Source organism: Paenibacillus intestini (genome assembly GCF_030803945.1).
GTDB classification, from domain to species: domain Bacteria; phylum Bacillota; class Bacilli; order Paenibacillales; family Paenibacillaceae; genus Paenibacillus; species Paenibacillus polysaccharolyticus.
Genome location: NZ_JAURUN010000012.1, coordinates 96060 through 115311, shown reverse-complemented (window position 1 = coordinate 115311; position 19252 = coordinate 96060). Strand labels below are relative to the sequence as shown.

15 protein-coding genes are annotated in these 19252 nt (G+C 44.2%); 10 read left to right on the top strand and 5 right to left on the bottom strand.

All coding sequences use genetic code 11. From position 1 onward, the window contains the following. Nucleotides 1-68 precede the first annotated feature (68 nt). The 7 genes from J2T16_RS24590 to J2T16_RS24560 all read left to right on the top strand — a co-directional run bounded on the left by J2T16_RS24590 (nt 69) and on the right by J2T16_RS24560 (nt 10224). Complete coding sequence (locus tag J2T16_RS24590; protein ID WP_154984848.1) at nt 69-938, top strand: carbohydrate ABC transporter permease; 870 nt, start codon at nt 69-71, stop codon at nt 936-938. A 15-nt stretch (nt 939-953) separates the two neighbouring features. Continuing rightward, nucleotides 954-1835 carry a carbohydrate ABC transporter permease gene (locus J2T16_RS24585; protein ID WP_222592195.1) on the top strand — a complete coding sequence of 294 codons (882 nt, stop codon included), beginning with the start codon at nt 954-956 and terminating at the stop codon, nt 1833-1835. 158 nt (nt 1836-1993) lie between these two features. Further along, entirely contained in the window at nt 1994-2611 is a 618-nt protein-coding gene (locus tag J2T16_RS24580; RefSeq protein WP_418792701.1) for a polysaccharide deacetylase family protein, read from the top strand. Nucleotides 2612-2776: 165 nt separating this feature from the next. Continuing rightward, nucleotides 2777-5593 (top strand): AAA domain-containing protein, encoded by a 2817-nt coding sequence (locus J2T16_RS24575; RefSeq protein WP_336121372.1) that lies wholly within the window; start codon nt 2777-2779, stop codon nt 5591-5593. A gap of 115 nt (nt 5594-5708) precedes the next feature. Then, nucleotides 5709-6962 carry a mechanosensitive ion channel family protein gene (locus tag J2T16_RS24570; protein WP_090924269.1) on the top strand — a complete coding sequence of 418 codons (1254 nt, stop codon included), beginning with the start codon at nt 5709-5711 and terminating at the stop codon, nt 6960-6962. Nucleotides 6963-7304: 342 nt separating this feature from the next. Then, nucleotides 7305-9251 carry an AraC family transcriptional regulator gene (locus J2T16_RS24565; RefSeq protein WP_499019431.1) on the top strand — a complete coding sequence of 649 codons (1947 nt, stop codon included), beginning with the start codon at nt 7305-7307 and terminating at the stop codon, nt 9249-9251. Nucleotides 9252-9372: 121 nt separating this feature from the next. Next, entirely contained in the window at nt 9373-10224 is an 852-nt protein-coding gene (locus J2T16_RS24560; RefSeq protein ID WP_499019430.1) for an aldo/keto reductase, read from the top strand. A gap of 198 nt (nt 10225-10422) precedes the next feature. On the opposite strand, the gene J2T16_RS24555 is transcribed toward J2T16_RS24560, so the two are convergent. Next, nucleotides 10423-13596, bottom strand: coding sequence for an alpha-mannosidase (locus tag J2T16_RS24555; RefSeq protein WP_499019429.1), 3174 nt, complete (start codon nt 13594-13596; stop codon nt 10423-10425). A 373-nt stretch (nt 13597-13969) separates the two neighbouring features. Between J2T16_RS24555 and J2T16_RS24550 the strand changes: the two genes are divergently transcribed. Both J2T16_RS24550 and J2T16_RS24545 read left to right on the top strand, forming a co-directional pair. Beyond that, nucleotides 13970-14902 (top strand): helix-turn-helix domain-containing protein, encoded by a 933-nt coding sequence (locus tag J2T16_RS24550; protein WP_336121368.1) that lies wholly within the window; start codon nt 13970-13972, stop codon nt 14900-14902. Nucleotides 14903-15270: 368 nt separating this feature from the next. Beyond that, nucleotides 15271-15519: a galactose oxidase gene (locus J2T16_RS24545; RefSeq protein WP_499019428.1), complete on the top strand. Its 249-nt coding sequence runs from the start codon at nt 15271-15273 to the stop codon at nt 15517-15519. Nucleotides 15520-15612: 93 nt separating this feature from the next. On the opposite strand, the gene J2T16_RS24540 is transcribed toward J2T16_RS24545, so the two are convergent. The 4 genes from J2T16_RS24540 to J2T16_RS24525 form a co-directional block, all read right to left on the bottom strand. Further along, nucleotides 15613-16299, bottom strand: coding sequence for an ABC transporter ATP-binding protein (locus J2T16_RS24540; protein WP_336121367.1), 687 nt, complete (start codon nt 16297-16299; stop codon nt 15613-15615). Further along, nucleotides 16299-17420, bottom strand: coding sequence for an ABC transporter permease (locus J2T16_RS24535; RefSeq protein WP_499019427.1), 1122 nt, complete (start codon nt 17418-17420; stop codon nt 16299-16301). The genes J2T16_RS24540 and J2T16_RS24535 overlap by 1 nt, the downstream gene beginning before the upstream one ends. Before the next feature lie 113 nt (nt 17421-17533). Beyond that, a complete protein-coding gene (locus tag J2T16_RS24530) occupies nt 17534-18100 on the bottom strand; it encodes a TetR/AcrR family transcriptional regulator (RefSeq protein WP_499019426.1) in 567 nt (188 codons plus the stop codon). A gap of 186 nt (nt 18101-18286) precedes the next feature. Continuing rightward, nucleotides 18287-18622, bottom strand: a complete 336-nt coding sequence (locus tag J2T16_RS24525) for a winged helix-turn-helix transcriptional regulator (protein WP_499019425.1) — start codon at nt 18620-18622, stop codon at nt 18287-18289. A gap of 105 nt (nt 18623-18727) precedes the next feature. Here J2T16_RS24525 and J2T16_RS24520 point away from each other — a divergent pair, with 105 nt between their 5' ends. Next, nucleotides 18728-19114, top strand: coding sequence for a RidA family protein (locus J2T16_RS24520; RefSeq protein ID WP_499019424.1), 387 nt, complete (start codon nt 18728-18730; stop codon nt 19112-19114). Nucleotides 19115-19252: the final 138 nt, after the last annotated feature.

Genomic DNA, 19252 nt, shown 5'->3' with positions numbered 1-19252 from the left:
ATCAAAATAATGCCCAAACGAGGCGTGATCCGGGAGTTTCCGGTCACGCCTTTGAGAGGAGAAGAGTCATGAACTCTGTATTTTCCAATAAAGGTACGATTGCCGTTTTTGTACTACCTACACTGATTTTGTTCTGCGGCATTGTACTGATTCCGATCTTTGTCTCCAGCTATTACAGTCTGCTCGATTGGAATGGCGTGGGGAAAGGCGCGTTTATCGGTCTGGACAACTATGTGGAGATGTTCAAGGATACCCGAGTGATTAACTCGATCAAAAACTCCCTGCTATTTGCAGGAGCCTCCGTATTCATTCAGTTGCCGATCTCACTGGTGCTCGCGTTGATTTTGGCATCCAACGTTAAGGGAGAGGGTTTCTACCGAACGGTGTATTTCATTCCCGTACTGATCTCTACGGTCGTTATTGCCCAGTTATGGTCGAAAATTTATAATGCCGATTACGGTCTGCTCAACGTGATGCTGCAAAACATTGGTCTATCCAGCTGGGCGCAGGATTGGCTGGGTCAGAAGGAGACGGCCCTGACGGCCTCCTTCATTCCAACGCTCTGGCAGTACATGGGATATCATATGTTGCTGATGTACGCTGGGGCAAAATCCGTTTCCCAGGATGTCTTAGAGGCGGCACGAATCGATGGTGCTTCCCGGATGCGTGTGGCGTGGTCCATTATGATCCCGTTGATGAAGCCGATTCTGAAGGTATGTCTTGTATTTTCGGTAATTGGGGCGTTTAAGGTGTTTGACCTGATCTATGTGCTGACAGGCGGCGGGCCATTTTACAGTACAGAGGTGCCGAGCACGCTGATGTACGCTACCATTTTTGACACGTTCCGGTACGGATACGGCAGTGCTATTTCTGTTTTTATCATCGTGGAATGTCTGGTGTGCACCATCCTTATTAATTCATTGTTCAAGACAGAGTAGAGGGAGGGAAGACGTATGAGTACGGTTAACAATATCATGTTGCAAAAAAAGCCCCAGCCTCGGCGCTCCCTCACCGGAGCTATCGGCAAAGTGTTATTGCAGGCGTTTCTGATCCTGATCGCCGTCATTCAGATCTACCCACTGATCTGGCTGGCACTGTTTTCCCTGAAGGATAACAGTGAAATTTTCAGCGGTGACGTGGCAGGGCTACCCAAAGCCTTTCTGTGGAGCAACTATACCAAGGCACTGTCTGATGGGCATGTCCTGAACTATTTTATGAATAGCGTGCTGGTCACGGCGGTCTCCATTATTCTGGTGCTGATCCTGTCCTCGATGACGGGATACGCGATTACAAGAATGAACTGGAAGCTCAGTGGGCTGACGATGACGTTGATTCTGCTCGGAATGATGGTGCCGATTCATGCGGCGCTCCTGCCGTTATTTATTATTTTGAAAAACCTGAGTCTGCTCAACAGCTACTGGGCCTTGATCATTCCTTATGTAGCCTTCGGCATTCCGATGGCGGTCTTCATCCTGGGTAGCTTTTTCAAAGGTATCCCGAGAGAGATGGAGGAGTCTGCCGTTATAGACGGATGCGGGATTTACCGCACGTTTTTCTCCATTATCCTGCCTCTCGTAACTCCTGCGATCTCCACGGTAGCGATATTTACATTTTTGTCGTGCTGGAATGAGCTGATGTTTGCGGTCACGTTTATTAACAATACGGCGTATCAAACGCTGACGGTGGGCATGATGTCCATGGTTGGAACGTACATTACGCAGTGGGGCATCATTGGCGCGGGTCTAATGATTACAACCGTACCGACGGTTGTGATCTATCTGCTCCTGAACAAACAGGTGCAGAAGAGTATGATTGCTGGTGCGATTAAAGGCTGACCCGTGTGGCGAGTTTGCTTCGCGGGAAAGAGGCAGAGGACTCAGTGGTATTCAGAGAACGACTCCATAAAAGTGACGACTACACTAGACCCCAGCTTCCAGCCGTGGAATAATAAGGGGGAGTTGAACTGAGCAGTCAGAGAGGGGATTGTGGTTACATGATGGCGCAGTTAGTTGAGCAGGTATCTGTACAGGAAAAGGTTGTAGCTTTTACGTTTGATGATGGCCCGCATCCGGTGTATACCCATCAAGTGCTGGACATTTTCCGCCGTGCAGGCGGGCATGCAACGTTTTTCATGATCGGCAAGGAGATGGAGGCATACCCGGACATTGCGGCACAGGTGCACCGTGAAGGCCATGAGATTGCCAATCATACATACACTCATCCGAACCTGACCGAGCTTACGCTGGATGAGGTCGGCGAAGAATTGCGGCAAGCAGAACGCCTTGTTCAAGAAGTCACGGGCAATGCTGCCCGCAGCTTCCGTCCGCCTTATTTTGGCGTGAACGGGGACATTCTAGCTCTGGCTGCGGAACGTGGTTACCGGACGATCGGTGCGGTGAACGGCGGTGCACAGGATTGGGACAATCCCGGGGTGGAACACATTTTGGAACATACCCGTTCCGTGGTAAAACCCGGTAGTGTGTTGATCTTCCATGACGGATACGGGGAACGTTCCCAGACTGTTGAGGCAGTGCGTGTGCTGGTGGAAGAACTGACGGCAGAGGGGTATCGCATGGTCACGGTGAGTGAATTGTTAAGAATGGCCGAGTGACATAATGTAGGCTGTAAAATGAAGTGTCATAAAATAGAGCAGACCCGTCATTCTATAGATTGATGGGTCTTTTTGTTAGAGAGTATTTTGAAAAAGGAATATAAGGTTGATTTGTAGAAATTTTAGATATAACTTTAGAACAACATAGAATGTAGTGAGGATATTATGAATCAGGAAAAAATCATGATTATCATTAAAGGTAAAGAAGAGACAGAGCAGGTTGCAGATTTTGAGGTAGGTCCTTCTGTAGTAAGAATAACGTTTAAAACTTCAGATAAAATTTATACATATAAAATTCAAGACGTACTCATTTTACAAGAGCCAGATGTAGTGCAGGTGGAGAACGATTCTATAATCTATCACGACAGTATTCCGTTCAATAATGTTAAACAAGTCTTGGATTTTGGTATTAAAATTCGAGTGGTATTTGAAAATGGAAGTATGCGTACCTATGACAAAGATCGAATTCGGCTGGAGCAGAGTGTTTCAGGTCGGCCGGAAGCCAAAGCTGTTTTAGAATACTGGCGTGAAATATCGAAATACGTAAAAAGTAAAAGCGAGGATGAAGAAGAGGAGCAAGAAGATGAGAATCACAAGGATAAAGAGTCATTCCTGTCCAAAGAATTCGCCAAAATGAATTATGTTGATCCGAATAGTGTTTTAGGACAGATTATTCAAAAAAATCCGATCAAGCGGGAGAGCAGATTTACGAATAATCCTATTTTCCCATTCAATTTTAATCTAAGTCAGAAGACGGCTCTTGATCATGCTTTAACAAGCAACATTAGCATTATAGAGGGTCCACCGGGTACAGGAAAAACACAAACGATCTTAAATATCATCGCTAATTTGGCAATAATGCAAGACAAAAAAGTGGCAGTGGTATCCGGTAATAATGCAGCGGTCCTAAACGTGCAGGAGAAGCTGGAACGTAAAGGATATCAATTTTTTGTAGCTAGTCTGGGGAATCAAGAGAATAAAAGGAAATTTTTTGCGAATTTGCCGAAGTTGGACATGAGCGATTGGGAGACGGATATCTCGGAGGTCGCTTGTATGGATAGGATTAAAGAGCTTGATGATCAGATACAGCGTTTGATGGAACGTGATAGAGAAAAAGCACAGTGCAAGCAGAAGCTTTCAGCGTATCTACTTGAACAGGAGCATTTTGAAAATTATTTTGCTCGACAAGATGTCTCTCTTATGGAGAAGCTGTCATTCTACAAACAAACACCTAATAAAATTTTGGAGTTTATGAAGGACAGTTTTTTGGCCGCAGAGATTAAGAAAAGCTACAAGTTGTTTTATCCATTTAAGTTATTTTTCAAGCACGGTTTTACAGATTTTAAAAGGTTGAGAAAACAAGGTATTGAGGTCATATTAAATTATCAAAGGCAATTTTATGTTCTGAGGATAGCAGAGCTTTCAAGTCAAATTCAGAAGATTGAGGAAGAACTGGAATCGCACCATTATCAGAACCTGCTGGATGAACATCAGCATTGCTCAGAGACTCTCTTTAGACTTAAATTACATAAGAAATATCATCATAGAGCTGTCATTCAGTGTGACGAAAAATCGTATACTCGATTAGACATTTTTAGAGAGTTTATTGAGTGTTACCCGGTTGTACTAAGTACGACACATTCATTGAGAAACTGTGTACCACCTAACTATATGTTTGATTATTGTATTATAGATGAGTCTTCCCAAGTGGATTTACTATCCGGAGCCCTTGCTTTGTCCTGTTGTAAACATGCCATCATTGTAGGAGATACAAAGCAGTTGCCACATATCGTTGATTTTAAAATTAAAGAGAAACTCAAAAAAGGTCCATATCCTAACATGGATAAAGCATATGATTATTTTGATCATAATGTGTTATCATCCCTGCTGGCCTTATATAGAGATGAGATTCCGAGCGTTATGCTACGAGAACATTATCGTTGTCATCCCGCAATTATCGAATTTTGTAACAGGAAATATTACGATGGGGATTTGATTACGTATACAGATACCCAAATGTCTGATTCTCCGCTGCTGATTTATAGGACAGTATTGGGAAATCATATGAGAGAGTTGACGCACGGAAAGAAGGGGAAGTTTAATTCAAGAGAACTTGAAGTTATTGAGCAGGAAGTTCTTCAGGGTATGTCAGAAATTGATAGTGTTTACCCGGATATTGGCTTCGCCACACCTTATCGCAAGCAATTGGAAAAGGCATTGGAGCATTTTACAGTGGATATTGAGAGTGACACCATTCACAAATACCAAGGTAGAGAAAAGAAGATCATGATTATGTCAACCGTTCTTGACCAGACAAAGTTGGGTAATATGGGGATGAATTTTGTTAATAATCCTAGTTTGATTAATGTTGCTGTATCACGTGCTCAACATCAATTTATTCTTGTGACTGATCACTCAGCATTTCGTAAATACGGTAATGAAGTGGGAGATCTTATGCGTTATATGGAATATAGTACGCTGGATGACAATGTTGTGGATAGTGAAATAGTATCCATTTTTGATCTTTTATATAGGGAATATTCAGATAAGCTAAGAGATTTTAGAAATCATGCTAGTAGGTTTAACAGGTCGATACACAAAAGTGAAAACTTGATGGAGGCACTACTTTCTCAAATAATGGAGAGGCCCAAGTTTAAAGGGTTCTCCTTATCAAGTGAGGTATATCTAATGAATCTCTTCACTGATATTGATCGTTTAAGCGAAGAGGAGCGAAAGTTTATTAAAAATCGTTCTTCCGTTGATTTCGTGATTTACCACAAAATGGACAAATCATTTGCGATGGCCATTGAAGTTGATGGATTTAAATTTCATGAGAATAATCCGGAGCAGATAAAAAGGGATAAGTTGAAAGAATCTATATTCAAAAAATTTGGGTATACTCTGAAAAGATTTAAGACAAATGAAAGTGGAGAAGAAGAGAAGATCATCACCTCTTTGAATGATCTTATGGATTCAAACTAAAGTTTTTTCTACTTTATCTGAATATGAGCTGGATAAACCATTTTCTGTCCTTTTGCCTCAACCTCTAATCTACTCTATAATAGTAGGCTAAACTAGACTGCGTCAGGAGGAAGTTATGGATTTTATCAAAAAACAGTTAACGGAACTCGGTATGACTGAGCCTTCCCTTGGATACTTTTCCAGTGTAATTATGATTATCTTTATTGCGCTGATCTCGATGATTGCTAATTATATCGCCAAACGACTTGTGCTTAAGGCCGTGCATCGGATTGTGAGTCATAACCGGTTCAAATGGGGGCATATCGTTGTTCAGAAAAAGCTGTTCCAGCGACTATCACACCTTGTACCGGCTATTATCATCTATTATACGGCTTACATTTTCCCGGGTTATCAGGCTTTGATTGAAAAAGCGGCCATGACCTACATGATTGTTATCATGATTACGGTGCTGAATGCATTGCTGAACGTGTTCGATGATATCTATCGTACCTATGAAGTGTCTAAAATCCGCCCGATCAAGAGTTATATTCAGGTGGCTAAAATAGTACTGTTTATCATTGGCGGTATCATTGTGATCTCCAGTCTGGTCGGACAGAATCCGTTAATCATCCTCAGTGGACTGGGGGCTTTATCAGCAGTATTGATGCTCATCTTCAAAGATTCCATTCTGGGTCTGGTTGCGGGTGTGCAACTGTCATCCAATGATATGGTGCGAGTAGGCGACTGGATTGAGATGCCGAAATACAATGCGGATGGCGACGTGATCGACATTACATTGAATACGGTGAAAGTCATGAATTTTGATAAGACGATTACCATGATTCCGAGTTATGCGCTGATCTCTGACTCATTCCGAAACTGGAGAGGCATGCAGGTTTCCGGCGGCAGACGGATTAAGCGGAGCATTTTTATTGATATTAGCAGTATCCGTTTTTGTGACGAAGAGATGGTGGCTGAGTTTGAAAAAATCCACTATCTCACCGATTATGTCACGTCGAAATTAAAAGAAATCGAAGCGTACAACGTAGAGCATCAGGTAAATCGGGAAAGCAACGTGAATGGCAGACAACTCACCAACATCGGTGTGTTCCGTGAATATATTCATCAATATTTGCGACATCATCCGAAGATCAATAAGGATATGACGATGATTGTGAGACAGCTTGCTCCGGAGGATCGCGGATTGCCTCTCGAAATTTATGCGTTCAGCAATGACACCAACTGGGCTGTGTATGAGAATGTGCAGGCAGATATCTTTGACCATATCTTTGCAGTTGCATCAACGTTTGGGCTGCGTGCCTTCCAGAATCCAACAGGGCATGACATTGTACAGCTCAAGGAAAATAAAGAATACGTGCGCGAATATTAATGGGGTATCCTATCCATCAAGCACTTTTTGGGAGTGACTCTCCAATTCTTGCATAGTTTCATGATGTAGCTATACAAATAGCTCCAGTAAGTAGCGCTAATATAGTTACACTACGTAGTTCAGAAGATATTTAGAATAGCCATGAACCTCTCCGGTTGATGGCTTTTTGTCTGTGATATAATAGGGCATATTTTAAGCACATAGTAATGAGGCGAGCATGGGAAGATGATGAGGAATGGTAACGTTTCCCCTGAAAATCGCTATTGCTTCAATACACAGGTGAAGAATAACTCACTTCATAGAATTCGAGATACAGTACACGTACAGACAGGGGGGATGTTGATGGAGAGGATAATAGATTGGAATGCTTATATCGAGCAGTGGAGTCGATCGGCAGTGCGGTTGCAAAGTATTCAGTCTTATCATGCACAACATGGGGCAGTTCCGGATCTGTCCGAGTTTGAAGCACATACTGGGTTTTTCTTTATTCTTACGCATGGAGAGATTGGAGTGAGGGTGTCCGGTGAATTTGTTCATTGCCGCTCACCTTACATTTTCTATGGAGGAGAGAACAAGAACACGATTTTTGAAGTGCCGGGTCACGATCAGGAATGGGCCGGATATCTGGTTTTATATACATTTTTACCTGTATCATCAGAGGGTCAGGAGAGGTTAACCCATTCTTATGGGTTTACACCAAACGCAATGCTGCCAATTCAGGAAAAATGTGAAGCGATGGAACGTCACTGGAATAGCAATGAGCTTTTAGATCGGCTACAAGCCCAATCACTCTTTTTACCGATGGTATACGAGGTTTTGAGCCAAAACCTCCAGACACTTGCACATACAGAGAGTGCTAAAATCAACATCGTGACCGACGCTATCAAATATATTAAAGCGAACTATATGGAGTCCATTACAGCGGAGAAACTGGCGGGCAGATATGATTGCAGCACGAGTTATTTATCGCGTTTATTCCGCAATCAGATCGGACTAGGGCCAATCGAATATCTGATTCATGAGCGTATTCACCGTGCCAAACAGCTGCTTCTGAAGTCGGATGCACGAATCCAGGACGTTGCCAGCAAGGTGGGTTATGCAGATGTATATTATTTCAGTCGATTGTTTAAAAAACACACTGGTCGTTCCCCACTTCAGTTCCGCGCAGAATATCAACAAGCAGCTCAGGTTCAGAATAATCCATTACATGGGTTGGAATCGTCCATTGTCTCCCCTCCTTTTGATTCCCATAATGAGAATGAGTCTTATTATCAATTGAGTGAGGAAGGGGATACATCCATGTTTCGATTTTCAAGGCCTGCTTTTGGAGCCATGATGGTATTATGTACATCGTTGATTCTTAGTGCATGTCAGGCAAGCAATTCCACAGGAGGGGCTGCGGCAGCTCAAGAGCCTGCAAGCCAAACAGCAACGGCGACCGCATCAGACAGTACTGCTGCGGAAACGAGAGTTTATAAACACTTAAAAGGCGAAACAGCCATCCCTGTGCACCCACAGCGTGTTGTTAGTTTCTTTCATCTGGGTGAGCTGATCGCACTTGGCGTGAAACCGGTGGGCACAACGACATATGTTCTGGACAACCCGCATATTAGCGACAAAACAGGCATTACCGATATTGGCATACCGCCAGATGCGGAGAAGATTCTGTCCCTGCAACCAGACTTGATTGTAACAACACCTGCATTAGCCGAGATTGTGGAGGGTGGGTATGATGCACTGAGCAAGATTGCCCCAACCATTGTGATCGAGCAGAATAATGAACCCATCAAAGATATAGAGATGTTTGGGGATATTCTCGGTAAACAGGAAGAAGCGAAGCAGTGGAATGAGAAGTTTACAGCCAAAATCGCAGAATACAAAGCAAAAATCAGCCCTTATGTTCGTGCGGATGAAACGTTCTCTATACTAAACGTACGTCCAGATGCCCTTTTTGTATACGGAGATACGAATATGGGGGGCAATATTATTTATAAATATCTTGGATTGAAGCCGGCAGCCAAGGTAGAGTCGGACGTCATTCATGGCGAAACATGGGAGGTATCCAGCGAGGTGATTCCCGAGTTTATCGGTGACCGTCTGTTCCTGGCTGTGAATAAGGGAGCGGAGGACAAGCTTAAAGACGTACAGAAGCTGGTCGATGCTTCACCAGCGGGGAAATCAGGCCATGTGTACTCTATTGATTTTGATCAGTTCCTTCCGAGTGACCCTATTGCGGTAGAGAAACAACTGGACATCATTACAGATCTAATTATAGGAGATGGCAGATAGAACGGGAGTTGCCTGAATTGATTCAAGCCGGCGTGAAGGGGTAGAATAACGAGAGAATGCTTTATATTTCCAGTGCTGTTCAGGAAAGATCATACCACCTTTTACAAAGGAGAGTTCTCGAATGAATCATATCCCGGAATACACGTTGAATGATGGCTTGAAAGTGCCTGCGATTGGATTTGGTACGTACAGTTTGAAAGGGGAAGCAGGGGTTCAGTCCATTGCGTCTGCGTTTGATGCAGGGTATCGCTTGATTGATACAGCGTATAACTATGAAAATGAAGCTACCGTGGGTAGAGCAATCAAACAAAGCTCCATTGCGAGAGAGGAACTGCTCATTACCTCCAAACTGCCTGGCAGATATCATGCCTATGACAAAGCGTTGGTCGCAATTCAGGAATCGCTGTATAGAGCCGATCTGGATTATTATGACCTATACTTGATCCACTGGCCTAATCCGAAGAAAGACATGTATGTGGAGGCATGGCAAGCTTTAATCGAAGCGAGAAAACGCGGATATATCCGCTCCATCGGTGTCAGCAACTTCCTGCCTGAACACAATGAGCGGCTGATTCAGGAGACGGGCGTCGCACCAAGTCTGAATCAGATCGAGCTACATCCGTTCTTCGATCAAGCGAAGCAGCGGGAGCAGGATGCGAAGCATGGCATTGTGAACGAATCCTGGAGTCCTATCGGACGTGGGAATGATGCTTTACAGGACATTTTGAAGGACGAGAATATTGTTCGCATTGCAGAAACGCATGGCAAAACGCCTACACAGATTATATTGCGCTGGCATATTCAGCTTGGCTCTATTCCGATTCCTAAGGCAGGTTCCTTAGAGCATCAGCAAGAGAACATTTATATTTTTGATTTTGAGTTGAACAAAGAGGAGATGCAGGTCATCGCTTCGTTTAATCGTCCGGATGGAAGGTTATGGAATCAAGACCCGAGTGAGTATGAGGAATTTTGAGAGACTACCGAGATTACTGAGCATTTAAAATAGAACACATAGAAAAGAGTGCCCTCGTCCATAAGGACAAGCGGCACTCTTTTACATATGGAACGATGTACCGGCCAGCATCTAACCAGATTCCCGAACAGAACACATCTATGCTTTTACATTTTTTGGCATTCACCGCTTTATGACAAGCCTGCTCAGCCAGATGCCTTATACGCGCGGAATACGGAACGTCAGAATCTCGTAAGGCTTGATATCAAAAGCAATGCGTGCATTCTCCACGCGGCACTCCGCTTCAATGTTCTCCAGCAAATCAGTTGCGTATGCTGTGACGCCTGTTCCCTCAGGCAATTGCAGGGAGGCACGGCTACGGCGGCCATGGGCTTCATAGACACGGATGATCATGTCATCATTGTCCTCGGCCTTTTTAATAACCTCTAGCACGACATTCTCCTGATCCACAGAAGCGAGCGACCATGTACCCGGCAATGTTCCAGTTTGTGAACCTACTTCCAGACCAACCAGTGGACGGTTGAGATCATAAGCTGCCTGGATAACTCGTCCCTCACGGAAATCACCCTGATGCGGATAGAGGGAGTAAGTGAACACATGCTGCTCTTTGTCGGCATTTTCGTTCGGATAGGTTGCGCTCTTGATCAGGGATAGACGCATCACCGAATTGTGAATGTCATATCCGTATTTACAGTCATTTAGCAGGGCAACGCCGTAGCCGCTCTCCGCCAGATCAGCCCACTTCTGACCACATACCTCAAAACGAGCCTGATCCCAGCTTGTATTGCGGTGTGTTGCGCGTTCTACGTTACCGTACTGGATTTCATAGACGGCTTTTTCACTCCAAATATCAAGTGGGAAAGCAGCTTTCAGCAACAAATGCTCCTGTTTCCAGTCTACGAAGGTACGGAAGTCGATCCGCCGTGTATGTGCGTAGAAAATGATAGTTTGTTCAACGACAGAGTCCAGGAATTGTCTTTTCACTTGAAGCACGGAACGTACCGGGCCGCTCTCTACCCATTCCATCGACTCTAGATCATTGATCTCCCACATATGTTGTTCGTAAAAATCATCAATGTTCCATGCCTCATACTCCGCAGGACGATCCTCGAATACTTGCAATACATTGCCGCGCTCACCGGATTGAAGCAGTTCACGCCCCTCCAGCTTGTCCCACACGGATACAAATTCAGCACTCTCATTCAGGCGAATATCATACCAAGGGGTCTCGATGGATTGCTGCTCCGACTGCCACTGGGCAACCGATACACCTGCACTGCCAAGATCAGCGGCGGCATCCGGTATGATGCGGAACGTTTTGTATCCTGATGCAGGCACGTTTTCGGCAAGGAACACCAATCCGCCTTCTGGTGTGTACTGACTTGGTACAGGACGATCTCCATCATGTACGGTTACTTTTTTCGCAAAAGCGGGCAGTTCCACCACATCTGTCCGCGCAAAGCCGGTACTGTTAAAGACAACAATGGCTTCACCATCCGACGTAATCTGGCTTACAATGCCGTTCAAGGCGCTGCTTTTCAACTCGTCCGTGACACGCAACACCTCTTCATATTGTTCCTGCGAATCGATGTATACCTGCTCAATGGAGCTGCCTGGCAAAATATCATGGAACTGGTTCAGCATCGTCAGCTTCCATGCGTGTTCCAATGCTTCGGTTGGATAGTCGGCTTGGGCATCCGCCTGACGTTGAATCATAGAGAACAGCTCGGCATCGGACAGTGCAAATTCACTGTGACGGTTATACTTTTTATTACGAGCCATGGACGTGTACGTACCGCGGTGATATTCCAGATATAGCTCGCCCGACCAGCGCGGAACAGAACGTACGCCTTCTAAATTCTGCTCTAACTTTTCAAAAAAATCACGCACAAATGTACGTTTCACCGTGGGTACGCCGGGGAGTCCTTTTTCAAGCCGTCTGCCGTGCTCGAGCATTTCCTCCGTTGGTCCACCGCCGCCGTCTCCGAAGCCGAAGCATTGCAATACATCGGTGTTGATGGTTTTGTTCTGGTATCGTTGCCATGTGCCTTTCACTTGTGAAGCGTTAAAACGTCCGTTGTATGTGGTCTCGAAACGGTGCTTTCCAAATTCCGGATGTGGAATATAGTCTTTGGCCGTGATGAAATGTGTCAGAACCTCCGAACCGTCAATGCCTCTCCAGTACATCGTATCGTTTGGAATCTGGTTAGTGTCATTCCAGGCAATCTTGGTCGTCATAAAATAGTCGATCCCGCTCTTGCGCATAATCTGCGGCATCGCTGCGCTATAACCGAATACATCGGGCAGCCAGAGCACACGGTTCTCTACGCCGAATTCTTCCTTGAAGAAACGTTTGCCATAGATAATCTGACGGATCATCGATTCACCCGAGATCAGGTTACAATCCGCTTCCAGCCACATCGAACCTTCTGCTTCCCAGCGGCCTTCGGCCACTTTTTCTTTGATTTTCTCATATAAAGACGGGAAGTCGGCTTTCAAATATGCATAGAGCTGAGGCTGGGAGGACATGAAGGTGTACTCCGGGAATTTATCCATCAGATAAAGCACACTCGCGAAGCTGCGGATAACCTTCTCACGTGTCTGATCCAGCGTCCACAGCCATGCCACGTCAATATGAGTGTGACCAATGCAGTGAACGGTCGGGATATGATCACTGTCGGGGCGAGTTTCTCCATAGATATGGTTTTGCAGATACTTACGTGCTTTCAGTACGGATGCGTGAAAAGCTGCGCTGTTCTCTTGGCGTAAATCGAGCAAATTTACAGCTTCGTTCAGCTGTTCGATCAACTTCAGACGCTCCAGATCATCCTCGCGTAGCAGGTCTGCCGCATCCAGTGCAGCCTTCAGGTCATAATACAAATTCGAGACAGACTCATGATGCTCGGCAATATATACGTTCAGGAAAACATCGGCTGCGGACGTGCTACAGTAGGCATACAGCGCCAGCTCAAACTCTTCCCCTTTGACAGCGGATGGCGTCAGGTCAATCTCGGTATGATTCACATCCAGACCACAGATCAGTTCTCCGTTCAGGAAGGCCAGAAACTGCGGGTTATCATAGTTCCAAATATCTGTGGCACCGGTAACGATGGCGCAGACGACCTTTTTTCCCTCCAAATGGTCGGGAATGCGAATGCGGGTTTTGAAGCAGCTGTGTACATCTTTGCCGCCCCAGCCGTCGCCTTTGCGGAACACATTCCATGAGGAAGGGTCTTCATGCACGAGATCCCAGGTATGGTATCCACTCTCTTTATGATAAAGCTCGGGTATATATGTCTTTGACGTTAATCGTGCACTTTCCAAGTGTTTCACAATCGTATGGATTCGAGTAGACAAGGAATTCAATTTCATATGTGTTTCCCACCTTGGTATTTAGTAAGTACAGGCTGTAAGGGCTACTTCAACAACAATAGAAGCTTCATTATTGAAAACGCTGACATTTTAACTTTATCATATCAAACGAAAAATCCTAGAAACTACGTAATGTATGCTGGAAATGCCGTATTTTTATTGCATTTCATGCTAAAATAGACGTATGAATGATTAGGGCGTGTCTTGAAATCTACTGAAGTGCATCTTTTACCCCCTTTTCGCCCCCTGCTACGTCACTTCCCCTTGACGTGCCCCGGCACGCCTGCGGGAAACTTCCTTGCTTGGAACGAAAATTCGGCAAAATCTGCTTTCTTCAGCGTTTTCAGACACGCCCTAGGGAAGGAGCATGTCCATGACATCATCGGTTTTGACATATGAGAAGGGATATGCGATCCATGTGAACCAGCCAGGGGATTCGCTTTATTATTACCTGGATTACGACGAGCGTTCGCATGACCTCAATATGGAATTTCAGCATTTTCATGATTTTCATGAAATTTGCATTCTGCTGGATCGGACCGCTGCACATATTATTGAAGGCAGTTTATACGAGATGCAGCCCTATGATATTGTGTTGCTTCGGCCTGCTCTGCTTCATAAAACCCAATATCCGAAGGGTGTGCCACCCAAACGGTTAATGATTAATTTTGCTATGCCTCGCAGTGTGCCTGGACTTGAGAACGGTTACAGCGAGCTGTTTACGATATTTAATGCGCAGGTTCCCATTTTCCGCTTCTCGGAAGAACGGCGTAAGGAAATTCTTGCGCCCCTTAACGACATTTTTGCGATATCACAGCAGTTATCTTCTATTCAATCGGTTGCTATTCATCATAAGTTTGTCGAGTTTCTATGTGGTCTTCATCGCTATGCGGCTGAGAATAGTTATGTTCGCGAGGAAAAAGGATCATCCATGACTCAGCGGATGTATGCCATTGCTTCCTATATTCACAGTCACTATCAGCAGGAGATGTCGCTGGAGGACGTGTCCAGACGATTTTATGTCAGCGCACATCATCTATCGCGCCAGTTCAACAAAGTCACAGGCTTCACGTTTACGGAATATGTGCAGATGACCCGAATTCGAAATGCCCAACAAATGCTACTACATTCGAGTGAGAAAATTACGGATATTGCCGCCCAATGTGGCTTCACCAGCTTTTCGCAGTTCAATCGCATTTTTAATAAGCAGAATGGAATGTCGCCAAGTGCGTATCGGCGTAGCAGACCAGCACAGGATGAACGTCAGATGGTACTTGTAGGAGGAGGGAAAAGCGTAATAACCTAAGCGAGATGAAGAGAGGAATTGAATACAGAGTATCGTCTGAATTATGTGGAAGATTCGAATGAGGGGAAAATGATTAGCGTAAAAAAGGAAGAGTCAGCAAAGAGGTTATGATGCTGGCTCTTTGTTATGGAATGAAAAAGTTATACATAATCTTAATTTTATTTCACACATCAAAATTTACAATATATTCCATCTTATGTTTGGACAAAGGAGGACATGAAGGATAGTATGATGTTTATAAAAAAAATGGAGGTTTCGTAATGTTAAAGAAATTAAAAGGTTTCATTGGTCTAACGTAAGGGGCATCTTCCAATGAGGTTTCTGCCTCCCTTTTAATCATTCGAGAAAGAGCACTATTAACAATCACGTTGAACACGGGATTAGAGAAGGAATTTGATCTATCTATGCCCCAAGTAAATGCTTTTATTAATTGGTATGAAACAAAAGCTTCGGGTAATGGCCCCGTAATGTTTGCAGTCGATAAAGGCAAAAATAATATCGGGCCGTTTAAGAGTAGAAAAGACTATATCATTTTCGATAGAATCCTTACGTTTGAGGTTAATGAATATGTACCGACCCACAGAATAAATAACAATAATAAAGAGCAGCAGAACTGAAAATAGTTTCTGCTGCTTTTTATCTTGAAAATGCTAGATAGCTAAATGAAGCAGTTATCCTACTAAAATAGTAGTCATCGGTTAAAGTTCATTCTAAGACGTTGCAGCGAGCGTTAAAATTCCGTCATTCATTCGGTATACCTTATCGCAGTAGGCAAGCATACGCTCATCATGCGTGACCATAATGGCCGCTTTTTGGCGTGCTTTCACCTCTTGTGCCATGAGACTGACCACTTCATGGGCTCGCTTGGTATCCAGACTTGCGGTGGGTTCGTCTGCCAGAATCAGGTTAGGATCATTCATTAAAGCACGAGCAATGGCTGTCCGCTGTTTTTCGCCGCCTGACAATTCCTCTGGGAATTTCCGCAACTTCTGTCCGAGTCCTAGCTCTTCCAATAGCTTCATGGCAAATTGTTGATCCTCCTTACTGACGGTTCCGGACATTCGTTTTACGACAAGGAGCTGATCAAGAACATGCAGATAAGGAACTAGATTAGATGATTGCATGATAAAACCGATTTCTTTGAGTCGTATCGTGGACAACTGTTTCTCCGTAAGCGTCGAGATCAGATTTCCATTTAGTCTGACTTCTCCCTCAGATGCTTTAAGCATCGCCCCAGCGATCGACAAAAATGTACTTTTACCAGAACCGGATGGTCCAACGACAGCAGCAAATTCTCCTGGCTCTACGGATAAGGACACATGGTCAAGAGCCTTCATCTGATGACTTCCTTCACCGTAAACCATTGTGACTTCATTCATCTGCAGACCTGTAGTCATTATTCAACCCTCCCGAGCGCTTTGAGCGGATCAATCTTGGTAATTTTGCGAACAGATACCAACGAGCTTAACATTGCAATCACGAGCAGAATGATGGAATAGGTCACAACAAGACTAGTCTCCAGCTTGAATGGCATACCTTTAGGCATAATCGCAGCAGTTCCATAAGTCAGCAAAATACCGACCAGAATACTTGTTACCGACAGCACAAATACTTGCGATACGATCGTTTTACTCAGAAATTTATTGCTGGCACCTATGGCTTTCATAATGCCGAATTGATTCGTCTTTTGCATCGTGATGACATAAAAGAATACACCCAGTACAAAGGCAGATATAGCGAGCAAAAATGCTAACATCATTAGAATTGTACCGTTCTCTTCTTTATATCCTGGCATGCCTTGTACCGCTTCCGCCCGAGTAACGGTATCTGTGCCAGACAAGGTCGCATTGAGTTCAGCCTGATCGATATTTTCGCCCTGTAGCATGATGGCATTAACGGGCTCAGGCACTCCTTTATCGGAACCTGGAGCAGCAAAGGCAATCTTCCGCCATTGATCGATCGGTGTAAATACGGATGCAACGTGGTTATACGTCTCATTCTCCACAAAACCGATAATGGTTAGGGATTCGGTCGTACCATCTAATTGAAACGTATCTCCGATTTTGAAGCCCTCATCTTTAAGGGAAGTATTCACCACTACACTAGTAGGGTTATCCGAAGATAGAGGTTTACCTTCGACTACCTTCGGTTCTAGAAAACTTCCTGGAAGAATGCCTATAATCGCAATATCTACCTTATCTTCGTTCTTTGAATTTTCACCCTTCATTGCTGTCGCCATCGTGCTACCCATGGGTGCGGCAGCTTCAACATTAGGCAGCTTTTCAGCCTCCGGCACCCGTTGACCAGACAATAAAGACTTGCTCATGGAAGACTGGGAGCCTTCTTCAAAAATGACATAGTCCGCTTTCATATTCTTAAAGGTAGATGCAGCTAGCGTGGATAACCCATTGCCTAGACCGGATAAAATAAATACCAGCCAAGCGATCAATACAAAAATGATGATAATCATTAGAAATTTCAATTTACTGTGCATTAATTCTTTTACAGCTAAAAACACTCTCTCAACCCCTTTTATGACACTTGTGTCAGATTTGAAGTGTCGCGACACACGTTCTTATTTATTAAACAATATAATTGACACTTGTGTCAAATTAGTCCCAAGAAGAAAACTCATCTCTTGGCTCCTCCAATCCACGTTTGAAAAAGTAGTCTACCCCAATCAGCTGTAGGCAAATTCATCATGTTAGGTGTATTAAACAAGTTAAAAAAGACACCAATAAGTACAGGTAGAGGGATATCTTGGCGGAGAGATTTATCCTGTTGAGCACGTTCAAACAAACGTGATAATTGATGTTTGAGTGTCTGGTGCGCTTCTTCAATAAATTCAAGATCTCTTGCTGCTGCAGGAGAGTTGGAGGTATTAATTTTATTCGCATCCCCTAGAAGCTGATGGAGCGCAGCTTCTTCAACGTAAATAAGTAGCAGTTCTTCAAGCGCTTCTAATGGGTCGGACTCATCAACGGCTGATGCATGTTCCAATACATTAGCGATGACTCTTTTCATGCAAGCAGCCACAATCTCCTCTTTATTGGCGTAATACTGATAGATGGTACTCCGAGCTCCGGAGAGATGCTGCGAAAGCAGCTTGAGGTGGAAACCGTCGTACCCATGCTCAAGCACCAATTTTTTGGTCATATCCAGCAGCTCTGTTTCCGTAAACGATTGCTTTCTTCCCATGAACAATCTCTTCTTTCGTCTGATTTAAAACTAAAACGTGTCTTGTGGTACTACAATGGTGCAGCGACTGCAACACAATCTACTGAATATACTCAGTTTAGCATAAGATACCCGAATGCCGAATACAGACCATTGAAAATGACAGGGAATCCATCTTTATTCGTTGTCTCTAAAAGCTTTACCGCTTTAACGATTCTTTTCGCCCCACTCGCACAGCTGTTCCAGTACGGGTAAGAGTGTCTGTGCTTTCGATGTCAGTGAATATTCTACTTTGGGTGGAATCTGCGGAAACTCTTTGCGCTTAACTAATCCATCCGCCTCTAGTTCCTTGAGCTGTGCACTTAAAACTTTGTACGTGATCGCTCCAATCTGCCGCTGCATTTCATTGAAACGAACCGGTTGCTTGGCAGCGAGCAGATATAAAATAATCATCTTCCACTTACCACCGATGACAGACATGGTGTAGCCAAAAGGTGTATCTTGAATAGCTATATTCTCGCCGTCAAAGTCGGATATGCCCATGTTTACACTATCCTTTCAGATAGTACCTATCTTTATTGTGCGTACTATCCTAATCTTTTTGCCCAGTCTATACTAGCCTTAAATTAAAGTAAAGGGGCTAGGCATATGACCACAATTCAAACGTACAATCATAATCTCTGGGATCATGGTATCTCTCAAGGCTACCGCGTCAACAATACGCTGTACATCTCTGGACAATTTTCTCACAACGCAGAAGGCAGCTTTGTTGGGGAGGGGAATATTCAGGCACAAGTATTACAGACATTAGAGAACTTGGATATCGTATTAGCACAGTTTGGTGTAACTAAGTCTAATCTCGCCTATGTTGAAATTTACTTGACCCAGGCGCAGAAGCACGGGGAAATCGCCATCGAAATGTTTAAAGAGTATATTGGTGAGCATCGACCGGCAGGCAGTCTGATTGGGGTAAATTATCTGGCATTCCCTGAACAATGGGTGGAGATTCGAGGCGTTGCCCATGTTGGTTCATAAAAATGGGTGACAGAGGAATCGTAGCTGTTCTTTTCATTAGAGGTGTATGGATATAAAAAATAACAAGGCAAACCTTCGAATGAAGTAGGTTTGCCTTGTTTTATCTATATGATGTTTCATCTGTATCATTACCGCTTC